The organism is Frankia sp. AvcI1 (assembly GCF_001420875.1).
Lineage (GTDB): Bacteria > Actinomycetota > Actinomycetes > Frankiales > Frankiaceae > Frankia > Frankia alni.
In genome coordinates, this window is record NZ_LJFZ01000051.1 from 1 (window position 1) to 18,108 (window position 18,108).

The following is an 18,108-nucleotide window of genomic DNA, read 5'->3' on the forward strand; positions in this document are numbered from 1 at the left end:
GCGGCGATGAAGCTACTCTACCTCGGGCTTCGCAACATATCGAGTCAGCGGGGCGGCGAGTCCGGCACTGGAACCCACGGATGGAAAATCGCGCTCAACACGCTCGCCAACCTCTTCCCCGGACGCCTACCTTTCTGATAGCGTGAACGCGTAAGCTAAGCTATTCACCTCTGGCTTACACGGAAATCGTGACAGGCTCCGACTGCCGGCGTCNCCGGACGCGTTCGTGTGGCTCCGCCTCTACCAGCAGGAGCTCGACGGCCAGGCGCCNCGCGGGCGGGACGACCCGCTGTGGTGGACGCTGCGGCAGCCCCTACGCCCGTTGACCTATCACGCCGCCAGGNCAGCCTTCATCCGTGCGCAGGCTGTGCTGGGAAGTAACTGGACCTTGCACGATCTTCGTCATACCGCGGCCTACCGGATGGCACGGGATCCCGAGGTGGCGTTGACCGACGTGCAGTGGGTGCTCGGGCACGCGAGCCTGACCACGACCCAGATCTACACGACACCGTTCGAAGACGAGGTCCTCGCCGGGATGCGCGCCCACCACGAGCGCCGCGCCGCCGGCCGTGCCGCGCCGCCACCGCTGCCGGCCGCGGGCTACCGGACCGACAGCCTGCAGGTTCTGTTCGGGGGGCGAACGCCGTGACCGAACTCCTGGACCGNCAGCCGCCCCCAGACGGGTCGCGGGCTGAGGGCAGAACGCCGGCGACGCCTCGCGGCACCGCGGGTGCGGCGGCGCGGTTGCGGGGGCAGTTCCCGCCACGGAGGGTTCCGGTGTCCTGGCCGGCGACCACCCTCGGCCGTCACAGCATCGTCGAGCTGCTCGTTCCCCCGCCCTACGGGTCGGACAACCAGGCCGTGNAGTGGAAGCGCCGCAGCGGCATCACCGGTGTCCTGCGCTGGCTGCAGGGCCATCCGGGCGCGACCTGGCAGCAGCGCTGGCTTGCCACGGGCGTGGAGGACCTCGACGGGAAGTTCTGGCGGGACGTGGCGGCGGACTGNCTGCGGGACGTCGGTGACGACACCTACGAACGCCTCCTGTCGACCGGCCTGCTCGCGCTCATCTGCGGTGACGTTATCCGGCCCGGGGTGCGGTGGATGATGNCGCGCCAGTCCCCACGTTTCCAGGCGGCTATGGAACGCTCCCGTGACCCCGAGGGTTTCGCCCGGCTGCGGGCATGCGCCGAGCAGAACCCGGCCGCGGCNCCGCTGATGGTCCGCCTCGCGCTCTACCGCGCCGCCACGATCATGGCCTGCAAGGGCGGGCTGGTCGCCGACATCGCTCCCGGCGACTGNGTCGAGCTACTCGACGTTCAAAGCTCGGTGCAGGCCAAGGGGGGCACCTGCAAGACCTACGTCTACCAGCTCCTCCACGATGCCGGGGTCTTTCCACCCGACGCGCCACCCACGATCCGGGCGTNCCGCGGCGCGACCGGCCAACTCACCGTCGAGGCCCTCGTCGCCCGCTACTCACTGCGCTGCCAGCCGGTGCGCGACCTCATCGTCGACTACCTGCGCCACCGGCAGCCCGCCGTGGACTACGTCAGTCTCAAGGAACTCGCCGACCGGCTCGCCGGCCTGTTCTGGCACGACCTGGAACGCCACCATCCCGGCATCCACTCCCTGCACCTGCCCCCCGAAGTGGCCGCGGCCTGGAAGCAACGCATCCAGGTCCGGACCAAGAAGGTGGTCGGCAGCGACGGGGAACCCGTCGACGTCGAAACCCCGCGGGTCAACGCCAAGAGCTGCATGTTCTCGGTGCGCGCCTTCTACCTCGACATCGCGCAGTGGGCGTTGGAGGACNCGGCCCGATGGGGCCCCTGGGCCACGCCTTGCCCCGTCACACCCGCCGACGTTGACCGGTGGAAGGACCGGATGCACCGCAAGGCCCGGATGGACCAGCGCACTCGGGAACGCCTACCGGTACTGCCGGCCCTCGTCCGCGCCGTCGAGCAACGCCGCCGTGACACCGCCGAACGCCTTGCCGCCGCATGCGCCACCCAGCCCGGCGACTCGTTCACCGCCACCGGACGCACCTTCCTCCGACCGCCCATGCCGAGCTCCGGCGGCACGAGGGTCTGGGCCGACGACCCGACCACCGGCGCCCGCTACAATCTGACCTTCGAGGAACACGAGGCGTTCTGGGCTTGGGCCACCGTCGAGATCCTGCGGCACACCGGTATCCGCGCCGAGGAACTCCTCGAACTCACCCACCACAGTTTCGTCCAATACCAGCTTCCCACCACCGGTGAACTCGTCCCTCTCCTGCAGATAGCACCGTCGAAAACAGACACCGAACGACTTCTGCTGGTCAGCCCGGAACTCGCCGACGTCCTGAGTGCCGTGATCTGCCGGGTCCGCGACACCACCGGCGCAGTGCCTCTCGTCCCCTCCTACGACATCCACGAACGCCTCTGGCTCCCGCCGATGCCGCTGCTGTTCCAGCGACGCTGGGGCGCCGAGAACCGTGCCCTACCACGCCGGGCCATCGAAAGAGCACTCGATAACGCCCTCGCGCACTCCGGACTGACCGGACCGGACAACAAACCTCTCGACTTCACCCCACACGACTTCCGCCGCATCTTCGTCACAGACGCGGTGATGAGCGGACTGCCACCCCACATCGCCCAGGCCATCTGCGGGCACCGCGACATCAACACCACCATGGGATACAAGGCGACCTACCCCGCCGAAACCATCGAAGCGCATCGCGCCTGGATCTCCCGCCGCCGTTCCGTGCGACCCAGCGAAGAATACCGCGCACCGACAGAACAAGAATGGGAAGACTTCTTCGGCCACTTCCAGCGCCGCAAAGTATCGCTCGGCACCTGCGGACGCGCCTACAACACCCCCTGCATCCACGAACACGCCTGCATACGCTGCCCGATGCTACGCCCCGACCCACGCCAACGGCCACGACTCGTCGAGGTCCGCGACAACATCCAAGACCGCATCACCGAAGCCGAACAGCAAGGATGGCTCGGAGACATCGAAGGACTCACCATCAGCCTCGCCGCCGCGAACACCAAACTCACCGACCTCGACCGCCTTACCANCCGACAGGCCACCGTCCACCTCGGCATGCCAGACCTCCACCACCTCGCCGCACGCACCATCGTTCGCACTGCACCCGAGAACCAGGCACCCGAATAAGGCGCGTCCGCAAGTTCTGTCCGGTATGCGCAAGTTCAGAGAACCGGCCGAAGGCGGCTTCGACTGCTCCGGTCTCACCCGGGCCGCTTATTTGGCCGCCGGGATTGACCTGCCCCGCACCGCACAGACCCAGTATGAGGCCGGGTCCGTGGTCCCGCCCCGGGAACCACTCCAGATCGGCGACCTCGTTTTCTACGGCACCGCCAGCAACATCCACCATGTCGCGATCTATATCGGAGACGGGCAGATGATCACAGCTCCAGGGCGTAAAAAAGTGGTCAAAATCGCTCCATATAGGTGGCAAAAGGACGACTATTTCGGCGCAACCAGGCCGGGCAAGTAGGGCAATGTAGGTTCTCAAAACAGCTGACAGTTTCTCAAAAAAGATGTCACCGATCTGTCGCCGACTGGCCAGATCGATGAGAAGGTGGCTCGGCGTGGCGTCCCGGGTTCGGCGGTGCGCGGAGTAACCCTGATCGGTTGGTGGCGGTTCGTCACGGTCTGGGCGAAGTGTCTGGGTCCGGTACCGGTCGGAAGCCGGGACCGAGGTGGACACGACGTTGGACCGTGTCGCCGTGGATGACCTGACGGCGTGCCCGCCGGTGCGGAGTTCCACTGCTACAAAGCCGCGTACTACTCGGGCTGGTACTGGTCGCGCATCGTCGGCCGTGACGGCTCCGGCGCCGATCACCGAGGTCGGACAGGTGGTAGGACGGCCTCGTGTCCTCCCAGCCCCCAGCCAGGCCACCCGCGCGGCGCGGGAACGAGGCAGGTCGTTCGGAGTTGTCGGTGAGGCACGCTACCCTCAGATCAGCTCAAGAGAGGACCCCGGCGGCGTCGAGGTCGACGGGTGTCGGGGTCGCTCCTGATTGGCGTCTGGAACATACCCTCGAACATGACGCTGAGACATTCAGTGTCACTCGTTGTGATTGACGCCTCTGGTGCGCCGGGCCTTCTCGCAGGACACGAGGAAGGACCTTCAGGCACAGTGCAACTGATCAAGGCTCGCGTCACTGACTATCGGTCCGTCGAGGACTCCGACAGCTTCGACATCGAGNAGGATGTCACCTGCCTCGTCGGGAAGAACGAGTCGGGCAAGACGACCCTCCTCCAAGCGCTTTTCCGGCTCAACCCGGTGGAGCCCGCCGCCTTCGACGAGGTGGTCGACTTCCCTGCCCGCAAGACCCGCGAACGCAAGNAGCTCCCTGCCGGCGAGAAGATTCCCGTGCTCACGGCGACGTTCCGTCTCGACGACACCATCATGAAGGCCATCGAGGAGGAGCTCGGCCCAAAGNCCATGAGGAGCCCCGAGTTCGCCGTCGAAATCGGCTACCGCGACAAGTCCAAGTCGTTCAGCTTCTCCTACAACGAGGCCGCGGTCGTCGACCNCCTGCGATCCACCCTGGACCTTCCGGCCGCGGGCGCCAAGGCCATCGGGAGCGTGAAGACCGTCACGGACTTCCTCGATGCCCTTGACGAGCTGAAGGAGCCCCCTTCCGACGCGACCGCGTTGGCCGACCGCCTCCGCGGCTGGCGCAACGGCAGCCTCGGGTGTCACCTCATCGACCAGTACGCCAATCCGTCCATGCCGAAGTTCGTCTACTTCGCGGACTACGACACGATGCCGGGCAAGGTCGCACTGCCCGATCTGATCCGGCGGCGACAGTCAGGAGACATTACGCGCGGCGAGCGTGCGCTGCTGAGCCTCCTGGACATGGCGGGCGTGTCACCGGAGGAGTTCAAGAACACCGACCAGCACGAACGGCTTCTCCGTGAGCTGGAGAACTCCGGCAACGTCATCTCGGACGAAGTCTTCGAGTACTGGTCGCAGAACAAAGAGCTGGAAGTCCAGCTGAAGGTCCTGCCCCCTGAGGTCGGGGCCACCGCGCCCTTCGACGAGGGGCCGATCCTCCAGGTCCGCGTCTTCAACCGCCGGCACCGCGCCTCGGTGCCCTTCGACGACCGGTCCCGCGGCTTCGTCTGGTTCTTCTCCTTCCTTGCCTACTTCAACGAGCTGGAGGCGGCCGGCACCACGGACCTGATCCTCCTCCTAGATGAGCCGGGCCTGTCCCTGCATGGCCGCGCCCAGGGGGACCTGCTCCGCCTGATCGACGAGCGACTGGCGCCCAAGCACCAGGTCCTCTACACCACCCACTCCCCGTTCATGGTCGACCCGGACAACATCCAGAGGGTCAGGACGGTTATCGACATGGAGCGCGGCGGAGCGAAGGTTTCCTCGGAAATCTTCAAGGCTGACGAGGACACTGNGTTCCCGCTCCTGACCGCGATGGNCATCGAGATGACCCAGACGCTGTTCGTGGGCGAGCACACCCTGCTCCTCGAAGGCCCGAGCGACCTGATCTACCTGGACATCCTCACGGATGTCGCCGAGGCGAAGGGGTCCATCGGACTCGACCCCCNCTGGGTGAAGACCCCCATCGGCGGCTCCGGGAAACTGTCTACCTTCGTGACCCTCCTGGGCGCNAACAAGCTGAACGTCGCGGTTCTCGTCGACTCCAGCACCAAGGACGTCGGGGCCGTCCAACGTCTTCGGGACAATGGCCAGCTGGCCAAAAACGGNCTCCTCCAGATCAGCGAGTTCACTGGTACAGNCGACGCAGACATCGAGGACCTGTTCGACCGGGGCTTCTACCTCGAACTCGTCAACCGCGCTTACACACCCCAGCTAACCACCCCGATCCGCGCTTCAGAACTCAACGCGAAGGACCCCCGTGTCCTTCGGCAGATCGAGGCGGTGTTCAAGAAGCGGAAGATCGCCACAAGGTTCAACCACTACAAGCCGGCGGCGGTTCTCCTCCGAGAGCAGGCCGCGCTCGCCCCGCGCATCGACGCGGAAACGATCACGCGTGCCGATCTGCTGTTTACGCGACTCAACTCCCTGCTCCCCAAGCGCTGAGCTGACCTCGCCTGAGCGACGGGGCGGACCGGCGGGGGGCTGTGCGCGGCGAGCGGGGCCGTTTTCGGGATGTTTCCAGGCTGGTTCATCAGCTGCTTCGGGCGCTCATCCGCAACCGACCATCGCTGGTGCTCGGAGCGTGCGCCTGCGGGGTGCACGCTCCGTGTAGCCATGAGGACCCCGCCCGGCCGCAGCGACCGCGATGCAGGCGGTCTGGCCGATCGCAACCGGCACCGCTCCGAGGGAAACGGCAGATCGTTGAGAACCAGCCTGACGCCAGCTCGATGAGAACGTGCGCCAAAGCGCTGGTACTCCGGACTTCTGGCGACATGAAAGATGAAAACCTACAGGCAAACATGCGCATTCGATGCGACGCCCCGACAAAGACTTACTGGGACCGAAGCGCCTCTGTCTACCGAGATAGGCCGCGCGGACGGTCGCCGAGCAGGCGGCGTGATGGCCGGATTCGAGCCGTAGCGGTCGTCATTGCTGCGGGTGGCTGGGAGCCGGTGGGGTCAGGGCGAGGGTGACGAGATCGAGCGCGCCGCGGGCGGCGCGGTCCAGTCCGGCGGCGGTGCGCTCGAAACTCTCTCGTGGATCGGGGCCAGACAGCGGCGGGTCGGGAATCTCGTGATTGCTCAGGGGGCCGAGGATCACCTGCTGGACGGACGCGATCGTGTCCAGGATGCGGCAGACGCCGGTGAGGAGGTCGGCTCGGGTCGTGTCCGCGTCCCTGGCCACGGTCGTGGCGAGATCTGCGGCGGCCAGTCCGGGGATGGTGTCCCCGAGGTCGCGCGCGAGGCGGTCTGCCGCGTCGGCCAGCAGGTAGAGGAGCCTGACGGCCTCGGTATGGCGTGCTATCCCCGCCAGGTCAGGGTCTTGCAGCGTCCTGCGCAGAGCCAGGGCGTGGTGGGCGACGCGCGCGCTGGCCGGCGCAAGCGGTGCCCTGTCCAGCGCCCAGGTGACCCGGCTGCTGTAGCAGCCGAGACCCGCGACGCCGCCGAGTACCGCCAGCCCTCCCGCCGCGAGGCCATGGATACCACCGGGACTGGCGAACGGCGGCCACACGATCAGGCACGCGACCGCGGGCAGCATGAGCAGCAGCTGGGCGACGATCGGGATCAGCATCCGGCGACGCCGGTAANGCCNGGCCGCCCGCTTGACCCGCGGGTCGATGGTCAGTGCGTCGTGCACGTCGTGGGTACCTCCTCCGACACCACGGTGCCCGTGGACAGCGGGACGAGCAGCAGCCGCTCGGTTTCGAGGAAACACGGGCTGTCCCTCACGGTTCGATGATGGCTGAGGGCGCGGTAGTGGGAGCGCTGTCGACTGGATCACGGCGCCTACGTTCAGGCGGTATCGGAGGTGTTCGCGATGCTGCTCATGGGGTCGAGCACCTCCCACTGCTGGAGCTTGTCGAGCAATTGGTTGCGGTCGAGGGCGTAGAGGGTCGCGAGGGTGCGCAGGTCCCCTTCGCGGATCGAGAGGACCTGGCCGGCGTAGTCGCCGCGTTCCCGCTGGATCTCGACGGCCCAGCGGCGCAGNGGTCCGGCGTCGTCGGTGGGTACGCGGGTCAGGGCGGGCAGGTTGAGCACGATGCGGACCGCCCGCGGCGGGAGTGGGCCGGGTTGTCCGCCGGGCAGCAGGTCGTGGACGGGGACGCCGTAGAACGCGGCGAGTGCGGCGAGCCTCTGCATGCTGAGCATGCGGTTGCCGCGTTCGTAGGAGCCGAGCGCCGCGACCTTCCACTGGCCGCGCGAGAGGGCCTCGACCTGCTGAAGAGTGCGGCCCTGCTGGGCGCGGATGGTGCGCAGTCGGATGCCTACCTCGCGGGCGTAGGCACGATTCTCGCTGGTAATGGGCATGTTTCCTCCCTGCGGATGGGTGGGAGCGGGGGCGGGAAAGGGGGGGCCGAGCCGGTGTCAACGTCGGATATCGGGGCTCGGCCTGCGGCCGGGAGCGGGGGCAGGTCCGAGGCGGGCTGCGTGCGGCCGAGCTCCGCTCGGGGTCAGTGATCAGTTCGCCGATACGGTTCTGCGGCCGGGACCATGCGGGTCGGCTGTCGATGGCTCGCGAGGCTGGACGGGGTGNGGCGGCACGGAATTCGGGCTGCCCGGAGCGGGCGGTCCTCGCGCAGGTGAGCGGGTGAGGTGTTCGACGGGGAGGCGCGGGCGGATCGGGACCGTGCGTCGCCGCATCGGGCTCACCCTGCGGTGCGGTCGGCGGCCGGTCCGCCGGGAAGCTGGGCGCCAATCAGGGGACAGCAAAAAGAAGAGCCTGACGAGGGAAGCCGGCCCTGTCGCCGTCCTCGCCACCGGCGGGCAGGCCATCAGCGAGCTGGAGGTGCTGTTCTCTCGTCACCCGCTGGTGCACGGTCCCCCGCGGGGGNCGCTCCCAGTACGACCGGCTGGCTGCCTGGGCACGGCCGCTGCGCGTGGCTCGGCTCGTCCAGGAGCGCGCCGGCCTTCTCGACGAGCGTGCGGATGGACGACCGGGCCGTGACGTGCCGGGCCCGGTCGGTCAGGGTGCGCGGGCCGGGGCTGGCGGCCGGGAGCGCCCGGTGAGCGTGCCCGGGACCTGTCGGGCGAGCGTCCGGTCTACTCGTCAGCGAGGAGGCGGAGCAGGCGGACGCCAGGGAAGTCGGTCGGCAGCGCCGGCAGGTGGAATGTGCTGGGCTCGTCGAAGATGGGCTGGCCGGATGGCCGGCGGGTGTAGGGAGCCCAGCCGTAGTCGACGCCGTCGTCGGCGTCGTAGGCGGTCCAGACCACGCTCTCCTGCTCGCCGTCGCGTAGCGGCCGGACGGAGAACGCGTGGGCCTGAAGACCGCCGGGGAGCATCTCGATGATCTGCGGGACGGCGAAGGTGAACCGGCGGGCGTGCAGGGTGCGGGCGAGGTCGGCGGCGCGGGTCTCGAAGTCGGCGCGGGCGTTCTCGCCGTGCACGTAGTCGTAATCGGAGAGGATCTGCCTACGGTCCCCGTCAAGGATGACGATCGCCGGGTAGTCGGTCATCCGGATGGACTGCTGCACGCGGTCCACGACGTCGGTCACCAGGGTCCAGGTGGCGTCGTTCATCGCGGCCTCCAGCGGGGTCCAGGAATACCGTTCCAGCTTTCCTTGGCGGTGGAACGGCGGTGGGGGGNGTAGCCGGCTCGTGGGCCTGTCCACGGTATGCGTCGGTGTACGTCCCGTGTCGCCACGACCCCGCCTATGATCATCTGTTGTGGTGCAGGTCCTGGCGGACGCGGACAATCTCGCGGCCCGGTGGATGACGGTGACGATGCGGATCGTCGGCGGCTACGGGTGCGCGGTGACGGCCGCGGGCGCGTCCGGGCGGCTGGCGGCGGTGCGCTGGCCGGCGGACAGCCGGCTGGTGGCCGCCGAGGGCTGGCAGCGCGCGGACCTCGCGCTCGCCGACGCCTACCGCAGCGACAGTCAGCCGCTGCTGCTGGTGACGGGCGACGGCGATTTCGCGTACCTCGCGAGCCGGCATCCCGGGCCGGTCGCGGTCGCCGGGGTGCTGGTCGCCCGTGCGCTACGGGAGGCCGCGACCGTGATCGATCTGGCCCGGGACGGCGCTGGTCCGCTGGTGCGATGGTTGGACCGGGTCAGCCTGGCCTGACACCGGCCGCGTGCCCCTGTGGGCGGTGCCGGCGGGGCGGTCAGGGGCGGGTGCGCCGTTGCAGGTTCTCGTCGAGCAGTGCACGCAGCAGGACGAGGCCGGGTCCGGCCCCGGGGTTCAGGGGAATCGAGAAGATGTAGTCCGACCCGTCGAACGCGTCGAAGACCGGCGTGCCGTCGCGCTTGCGCTGGTAGGGGACCATCCCAGACTCGTGGCCCTCCTCCTCGTCCCAGAGCACCCACAGGATTACGTGCATCTCGCCGTCGTCCTCCAGCAGCGGGCCACCGGTGTACGGGGAGCGCAGCCGGACTTCGTCGTCGCCGTCGATGACGACGGGCCTGCTGATCTGCGGAACGGCCAGGATGAGGCGTTCGAGATCGATACGGTTCGCCTCCTCGGCGACCTGCCGCTCGAACTCTTCCGCGCGGGCGGGGTCACGCAGGTAGGCCGAGTTGCTCAGCGTCCGCGAGGGCTCTCCTTCCAGGACCGCGATCGCGGGTTGGTCTCCTTTCGCCAGGGCTTCCTGGACCTCCTTGACGGTCATGTCGACCAGGACGTGGGATTCGAGGTTCATCAGCGGTGTCCTCTACGTGGCGCGGGCTCGCAGCGGCAGCCCGGTCCGGACGCCCGCGCGGGGCATGGCGGACCGGCCTTCGCCACCAGTCTGATCGCNCCAGGACGGTGGGCACCACACCGGGAGCGCCCTCACCACCCGTCGCCCTCGGGCCGTCCGTCACAGCCTTCCTACTCGTGTCGATGTCTGTCCCGGTACATCGCCGGAGCGCGCTGCCGTGATGGAGTCGTGCGCCCGAGCTGCTGCTTGCCCGGTCGTCACGTTCGTCCTCCATGGCGGAGTCGCCTCCTGCGCCGGTGGAAAGGCTGTCGCCGCCGGCGGCTCGCGCANGGCGCCGATGCGCGCAGGACGAGGTCCGCGAGGTCGACGCGTCCGACGATCTCCCGGGTGGGCCAGTGGATCAGTAGTCCGCAGGTCAGGCAGCAGTAGTGGCCCCTCCACCAGGCCGAGCCCGGGTCGGTTTCCCTGCCCCGGTGGACCGGTGCGAATCCGCCGGCCGTCGGGCTGTTCCCGCATCGGCACAGCCAGGCNTCATCCGTTCCCACGCGCGCAATGTATTCACGCATGCTGGTTCTCTCTTCTCGTACAGATGTTCGAGGTGGGAGGTTGGTGTAGGCCGGCAGGAAGAGAAACGGCTGTCCCTGTCAGCGAGAAATGCGGCGGTTGTGCCGCCGCCCGCCGGCGGCCCTCGCGTGGCGGCAGCGGTGGGTCGAACAGCGCGGCGCTCGGCGGGCGGGTGGCCCAGGTGGTCGCGGACACCGCCCGCGGTTCAGTGGTCCCAGGGGTCGCGGCGAAGGTGGTCCCGGCGCGTGGCCCTGGNCTCGATGACGACGTCGGTCCAGGTGGCCCCGGCCGCTTCGACCTGCTCGGCGGTGGAGAGGACCGCGCTCGCNCGGGGGGACAGCGTCCAGCCGAGGTGGCCGAACAGGGCAAGAGCGCTGCGGTCTCCGACGGCGGAGGCGTGGACGGCGTCGATGCGCAGGTAGGCGGCCAGGTGGCCGAGCAGCCCGGTCGGGTAGCCGCGGTGGAACAGCGCGGTGGCCCGGGTTGGGCTGGTCATCTCGGTGGCGTGGCAGGCGGCGACGTGAGAGAGCACGGCCATCACGGCGGCGTCGCCGATGCGGGTGTCTTCCGGCTCGTCGTCCTCGACGGTGCGCAGGATCGCGGTGGTGACGGCGTGGCCCCAGGTCCAGCCCTGCAAGGTGAGCTGCTCAGCCTCGCTGGCGAGGGCGGCGGCCTTGGCGGTCAGCGGGTAGCCGAGTGCCCCGAGGACGTCGGCGACAGGTTCGAGGTTGAGCATGCTCGTCGGGTCGAGGTGGGTGTCCAGTCCGAACAGGACGTGGGCGTGTAGCCGGCGCGGCCAGCCGTCCCGGTCGAAGTACGGGTGAATAGGCAGAACGGCGAAGCGGAGGGCGACGGTGTCCTCGCCGTTGATGGTCAGGACGTGGCGGAGCCGGCCGAGTAGTTCGGCGAAGCCGATGAGGTGCGGGGTTGACGGCATGGCGGGGCGCTCCTTTGCGGGCGCAACACGGCGGACGGGCTGATCGGAGTGCGCGAGGCGATGGGGCCGGGTGCCGGCGCACCCACCGGTCGGACGGTGGGTGCGCGGGACCAGGGCGCGCCGACGGTGACGCACGTCGGCCCGCCGCGGGAGGCAGGTGCGGCGGGCCGACGTGTGTGGTCTTCCTGGTGCGGCTTGTTCTCGCCGGTGGAACGGGGCTGGTTGTCAGGTTCGGGGGTTGGGAGCGGCGCGCTCGGTGCTGGCCGCGTCGACCAGGCGGGCCAGGGTGCCGAGCACGTCGGCGGCGAACGCGGTGGCGCGCAGCCGTTCGGCGATGTGGAGGACCTCGCGGCGCTGGGTGATCGCGGCGGTCTGCCAGGTGTCGGTGAGGGTGTCGCCGACGCCGAGCACGACGTTCGGGCCGAGCTGCCACAGCACCGCGTTCGCGGCGGCGCAGGCAATCGCGACTTCGTCGACGTCGCCGCCGATCCACAGCATGGTGGCGGGATCGATGTGCTGGGCGCGTAGCGTCTGGGCGGCGGCGCGGAACAGCCCGCCGGTGCCGACCGCCGGGTCGATCACGGACTGGCCCGGCTCTACCGCGGTCATCAGGCCGGCGGTGAGGGCGTCGGCGATGTGGCCGGGGGTGTAGTACTGGCCAGCGGCCAGACGCGCGCCGTCGGCGCGCAGCTCGACGAGCAGCGGGCCGAACAGGTCGACGTCCCGGCGTCGTAGCGTGCCGGTCAGGTGCAGTTGTCCGGCGTCGAGCGCGGCGTGGGCGACGCGGCGGGCCGCGTCGATGGCGGCGTCGTCCGGCGGATCGGCGCCGAGCCAGGGCTCGACCAGGGGCCAGGCGGCGGGCAGGAGGTCGGGCCGCGCCCGCACGAAGATCGTCCATTGGAGTCGCGTAAACCGGCGGAACTGCTCGGTGTCCAGGCCGGCGATGAGATCGGCGGTGGCGGAGATCTGGCCCGGCGGTGGTGTGATCAGGGCGAGGGCGGCGACGGTGGACAGCGGAATCTGCGGTGAGGCTGCGTGGTTCGCGCGGTGCCAGGCACGCGCGACGGACTCCGCGAGGCTCGTCGCGTCAGGGGTGCCAGCGCCGGGCGGTCTGCGGGAAGTCGCGGGCATGCGCGATCACCTCCCTTCGCGGGATAGGAGCGGGGGACGGGGGNGATGCGGTGGGCGCGGGTCGCGCCGCGGCGGTCAGGAAGGGCCGTGCGTGCTCGCGGNCCGGGTCATGCGGAGAAAGGAAACCGGCCAGGTGATGGGGCGAATCCGTAGCGGTGTGCTGCCGGCGTAGGAGGCGGCGAGGGCGCCGTGGTCGGTGATGACCGTGTAGCCGGGTAGCCAGACGGCGAACCAGGGCTCGGCGGGCGCGCCGCGGCGGGCCGGCGAGTCGACCGGGCGGATCATCGTTGGGTCAAGTGCCTGTGGCGTGGTCCGGTAGTGGTCGAGACGTCCCCCGACCATCGGGCAGGCGGCGATGGTGTAGGCCGTGCAGGTCGGGTGGAGCGCGGGCTCGGCGGTGCACTGCCGAGGCAGGTCCGACAGACGCATCAGCAGCACCAGACGCTCGTCGTGGCGACGGCCGCACACGCCGCACAGCCGCCTCAGCAGCGCCTGGTCCTTGCGGTCGGCATCGACGGCACCGAACAGGTGGCGCCCGTCGCCTGTACGGGGAGTGATCCACGGGACGGCGAGGCCGCCAGCGGTCGGTAGGTGGGCCATGGACAGCGGAATCGCGGGTGGTGTCGGGTCGGTCATGATGTGTTTCCTGTTCGTGGGATTCCTCGCGCACACGGCGCGACCGACGCCCGGCGCGCGGCGATGAAGAACGGAAAGGCGGGCACGTGACGTCCCGGCGAAAGGGAAATCCGATTGNCCCCACCGGAGCGCGTTTCTGTCGGCGTGGGTGTCCGAGCTCGGCGCTGGGTGGAAGACGAGCTCGCCATCGTCCTCGCCGGCTTGGACGAAGNCGACTCGGAACTACGCGAGCTGGTGGGATGGACCGACAGCCAACTCGAAGAGCTGGTGGACGGGCTCGACGACCCGCTGCCGGATGAGGGGGACGCCCCGGTCGACGACTCCCCGAATCCTTGGGTGTGTGATCATCGAATGTGAGAGCGAGCAGGGGGAGCTGTTGCAACGGACGCCGGCTGCTCGCCGTCCTGCTCGATCACACTGACCTGTTGAGCGGTACCGAGGACGCGTCAGCGTCGCTCAGGACCGCGCCAGCGTCACGTGTTCGTGCTGTACCCCAGCGACGCGAACCAGCATCCGAGCACGTCGACGACGTCGCCGCCGTTCCAGTCGCCGGCACGCTTTTCGATCTCGGCCAGCTCCTCCCAGAGGCTGGTGATGGCCAGTCCCTCCGGGGTGGCCGGGTCGATCCGCAGCCCCTCCGGAACGGGCGGCGGCAGCGTGTCCGCAGGCGGAAGCGACAGGGCCGCGCTGGAGGGAAGTCCGTTCGCGACGCAGGCGTGNAGACCGTCGGCGACGGCCTCCTCGATGGGCAGCAGGTCCGCAGCGCCTTCCTGCGGATGCCAGTCCGCCAGCACGGTGTCGTCCGCCGCCATCACCAGGTTGAGCCCGGCGCGCGGACTACCGGCCTCGGTGTAGGTGATTTCGAGGTCGATCTGGGCCGCGGCAGTCAGGTCCACCCCGTTGGTCGTGGGGAACGTCCGGATCTGGTGAGCGACCAGCGCCAGCCGGGCGAACAAGTAGGCGTCCCGGGCGGTCGTCAACGCGTCCTCGCGGCGCTGCACCTCCCGCTGCCACGCCTGAAGGGTCGAGTCCCCCGGCGCGGCGTCGCTGTTGCTCACTGGTTGTCCTCCGTAGTGGTCGTGGTGGGGACGGTCGCGTCCGCGGGCAGGATGATCACGGGGTTATCGCCCTCGGGGCGCAAGCCGTACTCGGCCAGCGCGTCGAGAACGGCGTCGATCTCCTCGGCGATCTCCTCGGCGAGCGCAGCGGACGCATCGTCCGCGCTGTCGAGGTCCGCGAGCACCTGCCCGCCGGCACTGACGGCGCGCCGGACGTGGACGTGGACGCCGTCGTAGTCGTAGAAGGCGTGATCAACACCGATGGTGTCGGCGGCCGGGATCTTCGCCCGCACCGCGGCGGCGACCTCCGTCAGACGGAGGTCGAAGTAGTCATCACGGGCAGCCAGGAAGCGTGCCAGCACGGCGTCGACGTCCTGGGAGTGTGCGTGCGCTTCGTCAGCGGTCGGCATGGTCGGGCCTCTCGATCGTGGTGGTCGTGTAGGTGGGAAGCGGGATGTTCAGGGACGGCGGGCCGCCGGCCGGGTCGTTGCGGTNTGCACGCGCAGTCGCCTGAGCTGTTGCCCGGCCGCTTTCCAGCCGGTACCAGCCGCAGGTGCATCGCGCGATCNCCCAGTCGACGACAGCGGGCATCCGCTCCGACTCGATCCCGGCGGGGCTGATCATCATCCGGCCTCCGGTCGGGTGTCGCCGGGGCGGACGCGGCGCGTCACCTTGTCGTAGGGGATTCGGTCGTTCCAGTTCACGTGGTCACCGATGAGGGCCTTCACGGTCAACGACTTCGCGTTGACCCGGACCACCGTCGTGGAGATGACACCGAGGTACACGATGTCGCCGGCCTGGAAGTCGGGCGGGCCCCACACCTTCTCGCCGGCGGCCTCCCGTTCGGCGACATGCTTCTCCCAGTGGGCGATCTCGTCGGCGAGCTGGACGAGATCGGCCTGTCGGGCGTCGCGCCAGGCGGTCTCCTCCCACGTCAGCGGCCCGATGATCCGACCGGCCAGGTTCCGTTCGATCCGGCCGACCCGCGCCTTCAGCTCTTTGATCCGCCGCAGCGTCGTCGGCACGTCCTTGCGGCCGGTCTCGTACCGGGCGGCGGCCTGCGCTCGATTCGCGTGATAGTCCGCCCTGCCGGCCTCCTCGACGAAGGCGCGTTCGTGACTGTCGGCTCGCGCCAGATCCCGACGGTGCTTGCCCTCCGAGTGGTGCCCGGCGAGGANCGGCTGCCCGGGAGGCATANGGTCGCGGATCTGCCGGGCGGCGTTCCACCGGGCGTCCGATCGNCCCACCGCCCGGCCGGCCACATCGTCGTGATAGGTCGCCCGCTCCTCGGCCCGGTCGTAGCGCTCGCCCTCCGCCTCGGTGAACGCCCGCGGGGTCTCGTCTATCTCAATCGCGACGGTCCACAGACTGGCCCGCAGCGCCGTCACCGCCTTGCCGATCTTCCACAGGTCGGCGGCGCGGTCCCGGCTCCCCTGGATGTACCAGGCTCCGAGNGTGCGGGAGAACCGGAAATCCGGTTTGAGGATCATGTCGGCGCCGCCGCGGCGGGACGCGCCCGTGAGCACGGTGCCTTCCGGGCGGGTGTGCCGGATCGTCAGCGACCCTCGGCTCACCAGCACCGGCCCCCCGGTCTCCTCGTGCACGGCGCACGCCGCGGTGTCGATCACATGCATGTCCCGAGACCGGCCCGTGGTCGGCTCGCCCGGCCGGGTGGTGACCAGCCGTATGCAGCCGCAGTCCAGGGGCTGGNCCTCTTCGACCGTGAGTTCGTGCTCCCCGCGCAGGTTCGCCGTGTCGTCGCAGACGACCCGCATCGTGTAGCCCCTCCGCCATGCGGGGAGGGTGTGTGCCGATGGCAAGGTGGATGTCTCCTTTCAGAATGCGGGGCGCCAGCGGGAACGGTCACCGGGCACCACCGGGTAAAAGGAACTTGCGATGATCGTGTTCCGGTTCAGCGCTTCGTCTTTCGCGTCGACGACGAAGCCGCCGCCGGTCCAGCGCAGGCCGTCCGCGATCCGCTGATTGCGCGCCGGGTCCGGGCCGACAGCGGCCACGTACCACAGGAAAACCTCGGGCCGCGCCCGGTAGGCACGGTCGTAGCTGTCGACGACACGGTGTTCCTTCGGCCCTCCAGGCGGAAGGTCCGAGAGGATGACCGGCCCTGACCAGGTCATGGGGTGGTTCCCCCGCCGGGGTAGGCGCCCGCCGGCACGCGAATCGGCTTCCGGCCGGCCTTCACACGCCGCNGGTTGATCCGGTCCACGCAGGTCCGGCAGATCGGCCGCCACGGGTCGGTGTCAGCGGTGGGGCTCGTGTCGTCCTTGAAAGACGGCACCAGGTACGGGTTGAAGAGGAACGGCACCTCGCAGACACCGCAGGGGCCCAGGGCGATAACGAATGCGCCTAATTCGTCCATGCGCTTATACCTTTCGCAGAGTGCGACGAGAGGTCAGTCCGGATGCGGACAGCGACGTCCGCATCCGGACTGGTATCTGTCAGAGAATGCGGACCGGGCAGATCAGGCCGCGGAAACGCGCACCGATCTGCACATCCACAGGAAACTCCGCGCCGCGGAACCGCAGCAGGAGGCTCTGGTCCTGTTCGTCCAGGGCCACCCGCGACTTCCGGAAGCAGTCGAGAAGATCGGGATCGAAGGCGATCTCGTCGAGCGCCACCCGCTCGCCGGAGAACCCGAGTTCCCCGTCGACCTCGGGGAAGCGGCCTTCCGCCTCATCAATGAAGATCGGCCCGCGCGGCGTGCGCACCGTCAGACGGTGCAGCTCGCCGGCTCCCGGGATCACTTCCAGGTTGACCGGGGTGTGCGGCTTGCGGCGGGTGTCCGCCTTGACCTGGCGGATCAGCCGGGCGGCGTCCGCCTTCTCCAGCAGAAACCGCAGGCGGGGGTCTCGGGGGTGGACCTGCTGCACAACCACGGCGACCCCGAGGGTGTACTTGTTGGTCGCGACGGCTCGAAACGCGCCGTCGACGACGTCAAGGAGCACCGTGCCCAGGACCGGCAACGTCGGGTCGTTGGACGCGTGCGGCAGCGCCGCGCCGACGGACTGGTACAGCGCCCGCCTCGACCGTCAGCACCCGGGACCCGTGCGGGCCGGCCGGTGCCGTCACCACGAGGACACGCCGATGACGAGCTCGTCAGGCTCCAGCCGGCGGATGTCCGTCGGCTTGNGGAAGACGCGTGTCCGCTCGGAGCCGATCTCCACGCAGATGCCGTCCTCGTAGGCGTCGTCCTCGTCGCGGACACCCACGACACCCCAGTGNGGGAACGGCCACTCGGCGCGGGTGCGGTCCGCCGGGTCCATGCTCGTGAGCGCCAGGACGTCGCCGGGCTTCCACACCCGGTGGCTATGCTGCTTGATCTTGGGGCAGTGCAGCCGTCCACACCGCGGGGTCACCGGCGGCCGGACCGCCTCGCTGTAGAGGCCGATCTTCTCCCACAGGCTGTGATGCTCCTTCATGAGTTTCAGCCGTAGCAGGTCCTCGATCGCCCATCCGGCGAGCGCCGTCGATACCTCGGACAGCTCGCCGAACAGGA

The 18,108-nt window shown here is 69.3% G+C and carries 12 protein-coding genes and 4 pseudogenes; 8 read left to right on the forward strand and 8 right to left on the reverse strand.

Features of this window, described 5'->3' with window-relative positions; genetic code table 11:
* From UK94_RS71270 to UK94_RS71280, 5 genes and pseudogenes are all read left to right on the forward strand, one after another.
* Positions 1-138 (forward strand): annotated as a pseudogene (locus UK94_RS71270) (IS256 family transposase); the annotation flags it as partial.
* A gap of 206 nt (positions 139-344) precedes the next feature.
* A pseudogene (locus tag UK94_RS30600) lies at positions 345-649 on the forward strand (site-specific integrase); the annotation flags it as partial.
* Positions 650-3,181: 2,532 nt separating this feature from the next.
* Positions 3,182-3,499, forward strand: coding sequence for a C40 family peptidase (locus tag UK94_RS30610; RefSeq protein ID WP_055752584.1), 318 nt, complete (start codon positions 3,182-3,184; stop codon positions 3,497-3,499).
* 507 nt (positions 3,500-4,006) lie between these two features.
* Positions 4,007-4,213, forward strand: a 207-nt coding sequence (locus tag UK94_RS71275) for a hypothetical protein (protein ID WP_235490780.1), incomplete at its 3' end; no start/stop codon positions are given.
* A gap of 657 nt (positions 4,214-4,870) precedes the next feature.
* Positions 4,871-5,423: AAA family ATPase (locus tag UK94_RS71280; protein ID WP_235490798.1), on the forward strand; the 553-nt coding region annotated here is incomplete at its 3' end.
* A 1,999-nt stretch (positions 5,424-7,422) separates the two neighbouring features.
* On the opposite strand, the pseudogene UK94_RS71285 reads toward UK94_RS71280, so the two are convergent.
* Together UK94_RS71285 and UK94_RS71290 are read right to left on the reverse strand one after the other, a co-directional pair.
* Positions 7,423-7,617: pseudogene (locus UK94_RS71285) on the reverse strand (transcriptional regulator); the annotation flags it as partial.
* 1 nt (position 7,618) lies between these two features.
* Positions 7,619-7,938: pseudogene (locus tag UK94_RS71290) on the reverse strand (helix-turn-helix transcriptional regulator); the annotation flags it as partial.
* A 319-nt stretch (positions 7,939-8,257) separates the two neighbouring features.
* On the opposite strand from UK94_RS71290, the gene UK94_RS71295 reads away from it, so the two are divergent.
* Positions 8,258-8,461: hypothetical protein (locus UK94_RS71295; RefSeq protein ID WP_235490782.1), on the forward strand; the 204-nt coding region annotated here is incomplete at its 3' end.
* Between the two features lie 834 nt (positions 8,462-9,295).
* Positions 9,296-9,694 carry a hypothetical protein gene (locus tag UK94_RS30635; protein ID WP_055752588.1) on the forward strand — a complete coding sequence of 133 codons (399 nt, stop codon included), beginning with the start codon at positions 9,296-9,298 and terminating at the stop codon, positions 9,692-9,694.
* A 40-nt stretch (positions 9,695-9,734) separates the two neighbouring features.
* Here the strand turns inward: UK94_RS30635 and UK94_RS30640 are convergent, their stop codons facing one another.
* The 6 genes from UK94_RS30640 to UK94_RS30695 all read right to left on the reverse strand — a co-directional run bounded on the left by UK94_RS30640 (position 9,735) and on the right by UK94_RS30695 (position 17,575).
* Entirely contained in the window at positions 9,735-10,268 is a 534-nt protein-coding gene (locus tag UK94_RS30640) for a hypothetical protein (RefSeq protein ID WP_055752589.1), read from the reverse strand.
* 1,726 nt (positions 10,269-11,994) lie between these two features.
* Positions 11,995-12,900 (reverse strand): N-6 DNA methylase, encoded by a 906-nt coding sequence (locus UK94_RS30650; RefSeq protein ID WP_055752591.1) that lies wholly within the window; start codon positions 12,898-12,900, stop codon positions 11,995-11,997.
* 1,109 nt (positions 12,901-14,009) lie between these two features.
* Positions 14,010-14,255 (reverse strand): hypothetical protein (locus UK94_RS71300; protein WP_235490784.1); only part of this gene is annotated, 246 nt, incomplete at its 5' end.
* A 335-nt stretch (positions 14,256-14,590) separates the two neighbouring features.
* Positions 14,591-15,004, reverse strand: a complete 414-nt coding sequence (locus UK94_RS30670; RefSeq protein WP_055752595.1) for a hypothetical protein — start codon at positions 15,002-15,004, stop codon at positions 14,591-14,593.
* A 1,425-nt stretch (positions 15,005-16,429) separates the two neighbouring features.
* Positions 16,430-16,801 (reverse strand): hypothetical protein (locus UK94_RS71305; RefSeq protein ID WP_235490786.1); only part of this gene is annotated, 372 nt, incomplete at its 5' end.
* Positions 16,802-17,050: 249 nt separating this feature from the next.
* Entirely contained in the window at positions 17,051-17,575 is a 525-nt protein-coding gene (locus tag UK94_RS30695) for a hypothetical protein (protein ID WP_055752600.1), read from the reverse strand.
* Here UK94_RS30695 and UK94_RS71310 point away from each other — a divergent pair.
* Positions 17,559-17,741: hypothetical protein (locus UK94_RS71310; protein ID WP_235490787.1), on the forward strand; the 183-nt coding region annotated here is incomplete at its 3' end. The two genes, UK94_RS30695 and UK94_RS71310, sit on opposite strands and share 17 nt — an antisense overlap.
* Between the last annotated feature and the right edge of the window lie 367 nt (positions 17,742-18,108).

Bases quoted from the DNA above. Each gene is read 5' to 3' on its own strand.
- UK94_RS30610 (WP_055752584.1), top strand. From the start codon at position 3,182: ATGCGCAAGTTCAGAGAACCGGCCGAAGGCGGCTTCGACTGCTCCGGT.
- UK94_RS30640 (WP_055752589.1), bottom strand. From the start codon at position 10,268: ATGAACCTCGAATCCCACGTCCTGGTCGACATGACCGTCAAGGAGGTC.
- UK94_RS30650 (WP_055752591.1), bottom strand. From the start codon at position 12,900: ATGCCCGCGACTTCCCGCAGACCGCCCGGCGCTGGCACCCCTGACGCG.
- UK94_RS30670 (WP_055752595.1), bottom strand. From the start codon at position 15,004: ATGCCGACCGCTGACGAAGCGCACGCACACTCCCAGGACGTCGACGCC.